Here is an 11,926-nt window from a genome sequence, read left to right as displayed (position 1 = left end):
GGTCTGCGGCCTATGACGATCCCGCCCTCGCTTTCCTTCCGGCCCGGCGCTGCGGCCCGTTGCCTGGCCTTGCTGGTGCTGATCGCGTGCGCCGCCGCCGCGTGGCTGGACGTGAGACCGCCGTCCGCGCGCGACGACAACGCGGAGGCGAACGAGTTCTCGGCCGCGCGCGCCATGCGCCACCTGCCGTCGATCGCGTCCCGGCCGCATCCGGTCGGCAGCGCCGAGAACGCGCGGGTGCGCGCGTACCTGCTCGCCGAACTGCAAACGCTCGGCCTGCAGCCGCAGGTGCAGACCGCGTTCGTGGCCAAGCCCGACCGCTGGGGCGTGGTCGCCGGCACCGTGCACAACATCGTCGCGCGCCTGCCCGGGCGCGAGCCGGGCCCGGCGCTGGCGCTGGTCGCGCACTACGACTCGGTCACCACCGGTCCGGGCGCGGCCGACAACGGCGCTTCGGTCGCCGCGGTCCTGGAAACCTTGCGCGCGCTGCGCGCCGGCGCGCCGCTGCGCAACGACGTGATGGTGGTGTTCACCGATGCCGAGGAAGCGGACCTGCTCGGCGCCGAGGCCTTCGTCGCCCAGCATCCCTGGGCGCGGCGGATCGGGCTGGTGCTGAACTTCGATTTCCGCGGCAACCGCGGTCCGTCGATGCTGTTCGAAACCAGCGCCGGCAACGGCCGCCTGGTGGCGCAGTTCGCCGCGGCGGCGCCGCATCCGATCGGCGGTTCGCTGGGCTACGAGCTGTATCGGCGCATGCCCAACAGCACCGACTTCAAGGTGTTCAAGCAGGCCGGCATCGCCGGGCTCAACTTCGCCGCGATCGAAGGCCACACCCACTACCACACCCAGATCGACCGGATCGACCGCCTGCAACCCGACAGCGTGCAGCACCTGGGCGAGAACATGCTCGCCGCGGCGCGCAGCTTCGGCGAATCCGACCTGCGGCATATCCACGGCGAGGATCGGGTGTTCTTCAATGCGCCGGGCCTGGGCATGCCGAACTACGGCGCAGGCTGGGCGATCGCATTCACCGCGCTGGCGGTCGCGCTGAGCCTGGTCCTGCTCGTCGCGGGGCTGCGCAACGGCGCGATCCGCGGCGCCGGCGTGGCCCGCGCGTTGCCGCTGTTCGCGCTGGGGCTGGTCCTGGCCGGCGGCGCGTGCCAGGCGCTGTGGATCGCGGTCGGCTGGCTGCATCCGGACTACGCGACGCTGTTGCAGGGCGATACCTACAACAGCCATTGGTACCTGCTCGCGTTCCTGGCCGTAGCCGCGGGCGTGCAGACCGCGCTGCTGGCCGCGACGGCGCGCTGGTGCAGCGCGCTGGAAGCCGGATTCGCCGCAATGCTGGTCTGGACCGCGCTGCTGTGCTGGGCCGCCGCGGTCGTGCCCGGCGCCGGTTATCTGCTGCTGTGGCCGCTGCTGGCGGTGCAAGCCGGCACTTGGGCGAGCCTGGCGCGCCCGGGCCGCGGCATGTCGGCGAACGCCCGGCTGGCCGTGCAAACCGCCGCGGCGATCCCCGGGGTGGCGCTGTTCGCGATAGTGCTGTGGGCGCTGTTCGTGGCGCTGACCCCGTCGCTGGCATTCGTCGCCGGCATCGCCGCCATGTTGCTGTTCGGCCTGCTCGCGCCGTTGCTGGCGCAGATCGGCGGAAGCGGGGCAGGGCGCTGGGGCCCATGGCTGGCCGCGCTGGCGCTGCTCGCCATCGGCTCGGTCACCGCCGGTTTCGACACCGTCCATCCGCGCCAGAACAGCTTGCTGTATGCGCAGGACGCCGCCAGCGGCAACGCCTGGTGGATTTCGCGCGACGACCGGCCCGACGCCTGGACCAGCCGCTACCTCGGCGCATCGCCGACGCAGCGGACGATGCCGGAGTTCTTCGGTCCCGATTCCGATCCGTTCTGGGCCGGTGCGACGCCCGCGGTGCTGGCGCCGCCGACGCTGCGGCTCGACGCCGAACGCGCCGAAGCGCATGCGCGCACGCTCGAACTGACCATAGCCTCCGCACGCAACGCGCCGCGGATGATGTTGAGCGTGGACGGCGCGACCGTACTGCGCGCAGCGATCGCCGGCGTCGAATACCCGAACGCGCAGGCGGACGACAGCGAAGAATGGATGCTCGACCTGTACGGACAAGGCGACGCGCCGCTGCGGCTCGAGTTGCAGCTCAAGCCCGGAACGGCCTACGCGATCCGCCTGGTCGACGCCTCGTACGAACCCACGATGATGCGCGTGCCGCGCCCCGAAGGCATGGTCGCGCAACCGTTCTCGCTCAACGGCGCGGCGCTGGTCCGCAGCGAGTTGCGCGGCGGGGCGGCTGCGGCGGCGGACAAGGCCGGGCCTTGAAACCCCGCGGCGCCGGTCTACGTCGATCCCGTCCGTGTTGCGCCGGATGCGCGAAACCGGCGGCTATCGGCGAGCGCGGCACGATGCGCGTCGTGCATACGGGCGTGCGATGGCGCGCTACGACTCGTCCGCCCCGTCCGCCGCCTGCAGCAGATAGCCCAAACCGCGCATCGCATGGATCTCGATGCCGGCCGGCGCCAGCGTGCGCCGCAGTCGGGAGATATGCGATTCCAAGGTGTTGGATTCGATGTTGTCGTCGAAGCCGTACACCGCTTCCTGAAGCTTGGCCCGCGAGACCGTGCGGCCGGCGCGCAGGCACAGCGCCTCCAGCACCAACAGCTGCCGCCGCGGCAGGTTCAGCCGGACCCCGTGCAGGCTGGCGCAGCGGTCGCCGAAATCGAATTGCAGCGCGCCCAGGGTCATGCTCGGGATCTGCTGCTGGGTCGGGCGCCGGCACACCGCGCGGATGCGCGCCAGCAGTTCGTTCACGTCGAACGGCTTGGTGATGTAGTCGTCGGCGCCGGCGTCCAGACCCTGGATGCGGTCTTCGACCTGGTGGCGCGCGGTCAGGATCAGCACCGGCAGGCCCGGCTGCGCGCGCCGCGCCAGCGGAATCAGCGAAATGCCTTCGCCGTCAGGGAGCTGCCAGTCCAGGATCAGCACGCGATAGTCGGCGTCGCTCAGCGCGCGCCGCGCCGCGCCGAGGTCGGCGGCGACGTCGAGCACGATGCTGTGCGCGGCCAGCGCGCTCTTGAGCGCCTGCGACAGGCCTTGATCGTCTTCGACCAGCAGGATGCGCATGATCAGGCGCCTCGCGCCGGCGGCCGCAGCAGCGGCAGTTGCACGCAAAAGCGCGCGCCGCCTTGCGACGATCGCGACACGCGGATGCTGCCGCGATGCCGGGTCACCACTTCGCGCGCCAGGTGCAGGCCCAGGCCGCTGCCCTGGGCGGACGGATTGAGCCGGTAGAACGGCGAGAAGATCTGCGGATACTCCTCTTCGGCGATGCCCGGACCGGCATCGGACACGCTGATGCGCGCGTCCGCCGACACGCTCAGTTCGATCCCGCCGGCGCCGCCGCCGTGGGTCATGGCGTTCTGCAGCAGGTTCATCACCACCCGCTGCAAGGCGCCGACATCGCCGGACACATACACCGGCTGCGCGGGCGCGTCGAACGAGAACGCGTAGCCGGCCTTGACCAGCAGCGGCGCGATGTCCTCGCCGACCTCGCGGCAGACCTGGACCAGGTCCAGGGTGTCGTTGGCGACCAGGCCGCGGTCGATCCGCTGCAGATCCAGCAACTGCTCGGAGATGTTCTCCAGCCGCACGATGTCGCTGAGCAGGCTGGTCTTGGACGGTCCGGCGGACAGCGCCGCGGCGCGCGCGCGCACGATCGCGATCGGCAGGCGCAGTTCGTGCGCGGCGTTGCCGAGGAAGCGGTCGCGCGCTTCGGCGGCGTCCCAGATCCGGTCCAGCGCCTGATTGAAGGCGTCGATCAGCGGCTTGAGCTCGGACGGCACCGCGGCGGCGTCGAGGTGGCGGCTGCGGCGGTTCATGTCGACTCCGCGCGCCTGCTCGGCGACCTCGCCGATGCCGCGCAGACCGCGGCGCACGATCCACGGCACCAGCAGCAGGATCACGATCGCCACCGGCAGCGCCATCCACAGGCCGACGAAGTAGAACAGCGGCGCGAACAGGCCGATCACGCCTTCCTCGGGCACGCCGCCGACGATGATGCGCAACCGGCCCCAGTCGCGCTCGGCGACGACCAGGGTCGCGGCCAGGCGCGGGTCCGGGCTGCGCAGGTCGGAGTCGCTCAGCAGCGGCAGCATCGCCACCACCGGCCGGTATTCGGCGGGCAGCTTGCCCCAGGTCAGGGTATGGCCGGCGTCGTCCACCGCCGCCAGCCAAGCGGTTTCGGGCGCTTCGCGCAGCCGTTGCGGCAGCCGCGCCGGGTCCAGGACCAGCGTCGCGCCGCGCCGGTCGATGGCCTGGGCCGCGTCGTCGGCGGTGTCGCGGTAGATCGTGCGCGCTTCGGGCTTCCACAGCACCACGCACAGGATCGCGAACAGCACGAAGATCAACGACACCACGCCCAGGCCGACCCGCCAGGCGATGCGGCGGCTCAGCGACGGCACGCGGAAGAAAAACAGGATAGGGTTGCGCATGCTGGCTCCGGCGGCATCTGCAACGCGCACAGCGTCGCCGGCATGATAGTCCCGTTCGCGCCGGCCCTGCGCGCGCACGACCGCGCCGGGCCGCGTCGCCCGCGCGCGCTCAAGCGCCGCCGCCATCGCCCGCGCCCACGCTGGCCGCCGCGGCGCCTGCCCTGGACGGCGCCTGCGGTTCGGCCGGGTTGTGGGTGATCAGCCGCGAGAGTTTCGGCGTCAGCCACAGCTCGGCGTCCTCGACGAATTCGTACACCACCGGCACCAGGACCAGGGACAGCACGGTCGAACTGATCAGTCCGCCGATCACCGCCAGCGCCATCGGCACGCGGAACTCCGAGCCTTCGCCGAGCCCGAGCGCGGTCGGGACCATGCCGGCGGCCATGGCGAAGGTGGTCATCACGATCGGCCGCGCGCGTTCGCGGCAGGCCGACACCAGCGCCTGGTGCTGGCTGGCGCCGTCGCGTTCGGCCTCGATCGCGAACTCGACGAGCAGGATCGAGTTCTTCGCCGCCAACCCCATCAGCATCAGCAGCCCGATCAGCGCCGGCAGGCCCAGTTCGGCGCCGCCGAGCAGCAGGCCGAGGAAGGCGCCGGCCAGCGACAGCGGCAGCGCGGCCAGGATCGTGATCGGCTTGAAGAAGCTGCGGAACAGCAGCACCAGCACCGCGTAGATCATGAAGATGCCGGCGGCCAGGGCCAGGCCGAAGCTGGCGAACAGCTCGACCTGGCTCTCGCCCTGGCCGTAGGCGGGGTTGGTCACGCCCGGCGGCAGCTGCCTGAGGATCGGCAGGGCGTTGATCCTGGCCATGGCCTGGCCCAGCGAGACCCCGTGCAGTTCGGCCTCGACCATCGCCCGGCGTTCGCGGTCGTAGCGTTCGATCCGCGCCGCGCCGGCCTGGAAGCCGAGGTCGGCGACCGCCGACAACGGCACCGACGCGCCGCTGGCGGTGGGCACGCGCAAGGCGCCGATGACGTCGAGATCGCCGCGCGCGGCGTCGTCGAGCCGGACCCGCACGGTCAGCCGCTCCCTGCCGGCGTTGAACTTGGCCGAGTTGGCGTCGATGTCGCCGATGGTCGCCACCCGCGCGATCGCCGCGACCGCTTCCGGGCTCACGCCCAGGCGCGCGGCCTGCTCGGGCTTCAACCGCACGATCAGCTCGGTGCCCGGGCGCGGGGTCACTTCGTGCACGTTGGCCAGTTCCGGCAGGCCGCGCATCTGCCGCTCCAGCGCGCGCGCGGCCTGTTCCAGCGCGGCGCCGTCCTCGCTCGACAGCAGCACCTGGACCACGGTGCTGCCGCCTTGCCCGGCCGGTCCGTAGCCCAGGCGCACGTCCGGAATCGACAGCATCAGCGTACGGATGTCGGCCTGGAATTGCTGGGTGGTCAGCTCGCGGTCGGCGCGCAGCAGCACGGTGACGCCGCTGCTGCCGGCGGCGTCGGTGGCGAGGGTCGCGAACACGCTCTGCACGTCCGGGCGCTTGCGCAGTTCGCGGGTCAGGCGCTGGGTCGAGGCCTGCAGGTCGTCCAGGGTCGCGCCGGGCGCGCCTTCCAGCGAGATCTGCACGATGCCGTTGTCGCTCGGCGGGGTGAAGCCGGTCGGCAGCGCCGCGGCCAGGAACAGCGAGCCGACGAAGATCGCCACGCCCAGCGCCAGCGAGATCCAGCGGTGGTCGAGCGCCCAGTCCAACGCGCGGCGGTACGGGCCGCGGAACGGCTTGCGTTCGTGCGCCTGCGCCTGCGGGGCGAGGAAGTAGGCGCACATCAGCGGCGTGAGCATGCGCGCGACCACCAGCGAGGACAGCACCGACACCGCCACGGTGATGCCGAACTCGAAGAAGAACTGGCCGATGAAGCCGCTCAGGAACGACACCGGCAGGAACACCACCACGATCGCCAGCGTGGTCGCGGTCACCGCCAGGCCGATCGCATCGGAGCCTTCGAACGCCGCCTGGAACGGCGTCTCGCCGAGCTGGATGCGCTTTTGGATGTTCTCGATCTCGACGATGGCGTCGTCGACCAGGATGCCGATCACCAGGGTCAGCGCCAGCAAGGTGATCATGTTCAGGCTGAAGCCCAGCAGCGCCATGATCGCGAAGGTGGGAACCAGCGAGATCGGCATCGCCACCGCGGCGATCGCGGTCGCGCGCCAGTCGCGCAGGAACGCCAGCACCACCAGCGCCGCCAGCAGCATGCCCTCGACCAGGGTGTGCACGGTCGCGTCGAAGCTGTGGCGGGTGTTCTCGGCCGAGGACAGGATGCGGGTGAAGCGCAAGCCGGGATGGCGGCGGGCGAGGTCGTCGACGGCCTCGATCGTGGCCGCTTCCACTTCGACGTCGGAGGCGGCCTTGGTCTTCATGACCTGGAAGCCGACCACCGGCGCGCCGTCGAGCAGGGCCAGGCTGCTGCGTTCGGCGCCGCCGCTGCCGACCTGGGCGACGTCGCCCAGGCGCACGCTGCGGCCGTCGCCGGTGGGGATCGTCAGCTGGCGCAGGCTTTCGACGTTTTGCGCCGCGTTGAGCACGCGCACGGTCTGCTGGTGGCCGCCGATGCGCGCGCTGCCGCCGCCGATGTCGGCGCTGAAGCCGCGCAGCGCGTCGTTGACCTGCGGCGCGCTCAGGCCCAGCGCTTCCAGCCGGGCCGGGTCGAGGGTGACGTTGATCTCGCGCTCGACGCCGCCGACGCGGGCGACCTGGGCGACGCCGCGCGCGCCGATCACTTCGCGCGCGACGGTGTCGTCGACGAACCAGCTCAGCTCGACGTCCGACATCGCCGGTGCCGACACTGCGTAGGTCAGGATCGGCATCTGGTCGATGTCGAAGCGGCGCACCACCGGCTCTTCGATCCCCCGCGGCAGGGTCGCGCGCACGCCGTCGATGGCCGCGCGCACCTCGTCGGTGGCCTTCTGCGCGTCGGCGCCGACGACGAATTCGACCGTGGTCGACGACAGGCCCAGCGACACGGTCGAGCTGACGTGATCGACGTCGGCGATGCTGGCGAGCGCGCCCTCGATCTCGCGGGTGATCTGGGTTTCGACCTCCGACGGCGCCGCGCCGGGCAGGCTGACGGCGACCTGCACGATCGGGAACGACACGTCCGGGAACAGCTTGATCGGCAGCGCCTTGTAGCCGGCCAGGCCGGCCAGCAGCAGGGCGATGAACAGCACGCTGACCGGGATCGGATTCTTGATCGACCAGGCGGAGATGCCGAGTTTCATGTCAGCGCTCCGCGGCGGCCGACGCGGGCTTCGGCGCCGGCGCGACCGGTTCCGGACGGACCCGGTCGCCGTCGATCAGGAACGCGCCGCCGGCCAGCGCGACCCGGCTGCCGACCGGCGGTCCCTGCAACAATTCGACCACGCCGCCCGAGCGCCGGCCGGTCTTCACCGCGACCCGGCGGGCGCGGTCGTCGCGGTCGATCAAGGTCAGTTGCGGGCCGCTGGCTTCGAAATGCACGGCCTTTTCCGGCACCGTCGCGACCGGCGCGGAGCGGCCGGCGAAGGCGGCGCGGGCGAAGCCGCCCACGCGCAGGTCGGCATCGACCGGCAGCGCCACGCGCACGCGTCCGAGCTTGGTCTTTGGATCGATGCGCGGGCTCACCAGCCGCACCCGGCCGGCGAAGACCTGGCCGTCGGCGAGCGTGACCGCGACCGGCTGGCCCGGCTCGATGCCGAGGATCGCGGTTTCGGGCACTTCGGCGTCGAGTTCGACCTGGTCGTCGCGGACGATGCGGAACAGCGGCTCGCCGCCGGACAGCGAACCCGGGCGCGCGCTGCGCTCGATCACCACGCCAGACACCGGCGCGCGCACGGTGGTCTGCCGCGACTGCGTTTCCAGTTCGCGCAACTGCGCCTGGGCGATGCGGGCCTGACTGCGGCGGCGGCCGATCTCTTCCTCCGACATAACCCCGCTGCCGTCGAGGCCGCGCACGCGTTCGGCTTCGCTGCCGGCCTGGGCCGCCTGCGCGCGCGCCTGCGCTAGGCGTTCACGCAGCAGCGCGTCGTCGAGCACCGCCAATGGCTGGCCCGCGCGCACTCGCGCGCCTTCCTCGACCAGCACCCGCAGCACCCGCACGCCGGCCTGTTCGACGCCGACCGCGGCTTCCTCGCGCGCGACCAGCAAGCCCGAAGCGCTGGCGGCGCTGGCCAGCGCGCGGCTTTCCACCCGCGCCACCGTCACCGCGCGCACGCTCTCCGGCACCCGCGGCGTGGCGGGTTTTTGTTGCGAACACGCGCACAGCAGCACGGTGGCGCCGGCGAGCAGCAGGCAGGCGGTGGTCGAATTCATGGTCGGATCGGTCGCAGGAACGGTGGAATGGGGAACGGGGCGCGGATCAGGCATCGCCCGGCGCGGTGGCGGACCAGCCGCCGCCGAGCGCCTTGCACGCCTGGACCGCGCCGAGCAGCGCGTCGAGCCGGGCCGCGGTGCGCGCGCTGCGCGTAGCCCGCCACGCGGCTTCGGCGTCGAGCAGCGCCTGCAGGTCGCCGAGGCCGCGCTGGAAGCGAACCTGTGCGGCATCGAACGCGCGACGGGCGCGGAGCTCGCCGTCGTCGAGCGTATGTGCGCGCTTGCGCGCGGCGGCCAGGCGCAGCAACGCCTGGTCGGCTTCGGCGAAGGCGGCCTGTACCGCTTGTTCGTAGCCGAGCGCGGCCTGCTGGCCGCGCGCGCCTTGCAGGTCCAGCGCAGCGAGCAGCCGCGGCCGGTCCAGCACCGGCACGGCGAGGCCGGCGCCGAGGGTCCAGAACGAGCGCGAGGCATCGAGCGCGCCGCGCTGCCACGACACGCCGGGGGTGGCTTGCAGGGTCAGCTTGGGAAAGAAGTCGAGCTCGGCCAGACGCACCGCGCCGGCCGCGGCGTGGATCCGCGCCTGCGCCTGGCGCACGTCGGGACGGCGGTCCAGCAGGTCGCCCGGCAGCGTCGCCGGCACCTCGGGTGCCGCGCCCAGCTCGGCGCTGAGCGGCAACGCCTCGGCCGGCGCGAACGCGTCGCCGCTGAGCACCAGCAGCGCGCGCCGGGCGGCGTCCAGTTCGGCCTGCAGCGCCAGCCGCTCCGCCTGGCTGCGCGCGAGTTCGGCGCCGACGCGGTCGCCGTCGGCGGCCGCCGCCAGGCCGCGTTCGACACGTCGCCGCAGCAGCTCGGCCAGCGCGCCCTGGATGCGTTCGTTCTCGCGCGCGTCGTCCAACCGCGCGGCCAGACCGCGCGCCTCGAACAAGGTCTGCGCGACCTTCGCCGCGACCGCCGCGCGCGCGGCTTCGTACTGGAAGCGCGCCGCGGCCAGATCCGCGTCGGCGGCGGTGCGCGCGGCGGCGCGACGGCCGAACAGGTCGAGCTCCCAGCCGACCGGCAGCGACGCGCTGCGCGCGCGTTCGTCGGCCGGATCGGGGCCGTCGTCGAGATCGCGGCTGCGCGTGCGTTCGGCGCTGGCGCGCAGCGCGCCTTGCGGCGCATACGCCGACAGCGCCTGGCCGCGGATCGCACGCGCTTCGTCCAGGCGCGCCAGCGCGAGGCGAGCGTCGACGCCGGCGTCGAGCGCGCGTTCGACCAGCGCCTGCAGTTGCGCGTCGTCGAAACCGCGCCACCACGCATCCAGCGCCGCCGGCGGCAATTGCGCGCGGCCGGCGTCGTCGTAAACCGGTGGCAGAACCAGCGACGGAACCTGCGGCCGCTGGCCGCTGGCGCAGCCGGCCAAGGCGAGCGCCAGCGCGACACCGAGCCAGTGGCGCGCCGGCGGGCGCAGGGCCGCGGCGAACGCTAACGGATGCGGCATGTCAGCCCTGCGTCGCGTTCGTAGCGCCGAGCACGAGCGTGGCCACGGCGATGAAGTGGAATGCGCTGCCGGCGATGACGAAGCCATGCCACCACGCATGCAGCGCGGGGCGGCGGCGCGACATCAGATAGAACGGCGTGCCGGCGGTGTAGGCCAGCCCGCCCGCGGCCAGCCACAACAAGGTCGGGCGGGCGAAATGCTGCAGGAACGGATGCGCGGCGATCACCACCACCCAACCCATCGCCACATAGATCGCGGTCGAGATCCAGCGCCGGCCGATCGCCGCGCGCAGCTTCAGCGCGATGCCTATCGTCGCCGCCGGCCATACGATCGCCAGCAGCAACGCGCCCCAACCGCCGCCCAGCGCCATCGCGAACGGCGTGTAGGTGCCGGCGATCAACAGATAGATCGAGCAGTGGTCGAGCGCGCGCAGGAACGGCTTGCGCGCGGCGTCGGCGCTGCCGTGGTACAGCGTCGAGGCGACGTACATCGCCAGCAGTGCGGCGACGAACACGCACACCGATGCGGCCAGCGCGAACGAGCCGCTGCCGAGGCTGGCGTCGACGAGCCAGGCGCCCAGCACGGCGAACGCCAGCGCGCCGGCCGCATGGGTCAGCGCGTTGGCGCGCTCTTCGCGCGGAATGGATCGCAGCCACGACGAGCGGCGGCGCGCGGGGCGCGGGTTCCAGGCCGCGGAAGTGAGGCCGTAGCGGGTTTCCTGATTCATGGCGGTCGGCTTTTGACTCGGACGAGCCCCCGGGGGCGGGGCGTTCAGCCGGGCGACCTTAGCCAGCGAAGCTTGCGCGAACTATGCGCGGCGGTTTTCCGCTGCGGTATACGCCTCGCGCGTTAATCGCACGGTCACGTCGCGGCGAAGCGCGCGAGCGACAAGGTTCGCGCAAGCATCGCCGCGCATCATGCACGCGCCCGTGCGCCGTCGCGTCGCGGCGATCCGCGTGCGATGGAATTCGCGCGCCCGCGGCGTCCGTCGGTTCACGGTTCCCCCGACTACGAAACACTCGACAAGGAGAAACACATGTACGTACGCATCGCTTCCGGCCTGGCCCTGGCCGCCGGCCTGGCACTGTGCGCGCAAGCCGAGGCCGCGCCGCAATACGGCAGCCACGGTGGCTACGGCGGCGGCGACACGATCCGCTGCGAATCCGACGGCGGCCGCCAACGCTACTGCCAGGCCGATACGCGCGGCGGCGTGCGCCTGAGCCGGCAGTTGTCGAATTCCTCGTGCGTGCAGGGCAGCAGCTGGGGCTACGATCGCCGCGGCGTGTGGGTGTCGCAGGGCTGCCGCGCCGACTTCGAGATCGGTCGCGGCGGCGGAGGCGGCTGGGGCCAGAGCGGAGCAGGTTGGGGCGATCGCGGCGGCGGCCAGGTCCTGAGTTGCGATTCCAACAAGGACCGTCTCAACCGCTGCAATGCCAGCGTACGCCGCGGCGCGCGCCTGATCCGGCAGAACTCCAATTCGCCGTGCATCGAAGGCCAGAGCTGGGGCTGGGACCGCAACGGCGTGTGGGTCAGCAACGGCTGCCGCGGGCAGTTCCGGATCGACTGAGGCGCTGCGGCGCGATCGCGCGCGCATCCGCGCGAACAGCCGGTGGGGCGGGCCGGCTGGCAGCGCCAAGGGATACGGGCGG

General features: G+C 72.4%; 8 protein-coding genes. 2 read left to right on the top strand and 6 right to left on the bottom strand.

Annotated elements, in window-relative coordinates; all coding sequences use genetic code 11:
* Positions 1-12: 12 nt before the first annotated feature.
* Positions 13-2,343 carry a M20/M25/M40 family metallo-hydrolase gene (locus JHW41_RS12680; protein ID WP_250450622.1) on the top strand — a complete coding sequence of 777 codons (2,331 nt, stop codon included), beginning with the start codon at positions 13-15 and terminating at the stop codon, positions 2,341-2,343.
* 117 nt (positions 2,344-2,460) lie between these two features.
* Here the strand turns inward: JHW41_RS12680 and JHW41_RS12675 are convergent, their stop codons facing one another.
* The 6 genes from JHW41_RS12675 to trhA all read right to left on the bottom strand — a co-directional run bounded on the left by JHW41_RS12675 (position 2,461) and on the right by trhA (position 11,004).
* Complete coding sequence (locus JHW41_RS12675) at positions 2,461-3,144, bottom strand: response regulator (RefSeq protein ID WP_057947640.1); 684 nt, start codon at positions 3,142-3,144, stop codon at positions 2,461-2,463.
* Between the two features lie 2 nt (positions 3,145-3,146).
* The gene (locus JHW41_RS12670) at positions 3,147-4,511 is read right to left on the bottom strand and encodes a sensor histidine kinase (protein ID WP_250450620.1); all 1,365 of its coding nucleotides are present in this window, start codon (positions 4,509-4,511) and stop codon (positions 3,147-3,149) included.
* A 109-nt stretch (positions 4,512-4,620) separates the two neighbouring features.
* Complete coding sequence (locus tag JHW41_RS12665; protein ID WP_250450618.1) at positions 4,621-7,728, bottom strand: efflux RND transporter permease subunit; 3,108 nt, start codon at positions 7,726-7,728, stop codon at positions 4,621-4,623.
* A gap of 1 nt (position 7,729) precedes the next feature.
* Entirely contained in the window at positions 7,730-8,797 is a 1,068-nt protein-coding gene (locus JHW41_RS12660; protein ID WP_250450616.1) for an efflux RND transporter periplasmic adaptor subunit, read from the bottom strand.
* 46 nt (positions 8,798-8,843) lie between these two features.
* Complete coding sequence (locus JHW41_RS12655) at positions 8,844-10,277, bottom strand: efflux transporter outer membrane subunit (protein WP_250450614.1); 1,434 nt, start codon at positions 10,275-10,277, stop codon at positions 8,844-8,846.
* Position 10,278: 1 nt separating this feature from the next.
* Positions 10,279-11,004 carry a PAQR family membrane homeostasis protein TrhA gene (gene trhA / locus JHW41_RS12650; protein WP_250450612.1) on the bottom strand — a complete coding sequence of 242 codons (726 nt, stop codon included), beginning with the start codon at positions 11,002-11,004 and terminating at the stop codon, positions 10,279-10,281.
* Positions 11,005-11,313: 309 nt separating this feature from the next.
* Between trhA and JHW41_RS12645 the strand changes: the two genes are divergently transcribed.
* Complete coding sequence (locus JHW41_RS12645; RefSeq protein ID WP_078995425.1) at positions 11,314-11,844, top strand: DUF3011 domain-containing protein; 531 nt, start codon at positions 11,314-11,316, stop codon at positions 11,842-11,844.
* Positions 11,845-11,926 lie beyond the last annotated feature (82 nt).

The sequence above is a fragment of the Lysobacter enzymogenes genome, assembly GCF_023617245.1.
Classification (GTDB): Bacteria; Pseudomonadota; Gammaproteobacteria; order Xanthomonadales; family Xanthomonadaceae; genus Lysobacter; species Lysobacter yananisis.
This window is presented reverse-complemented; position numbering and strand designations above follow the sequence as displayed.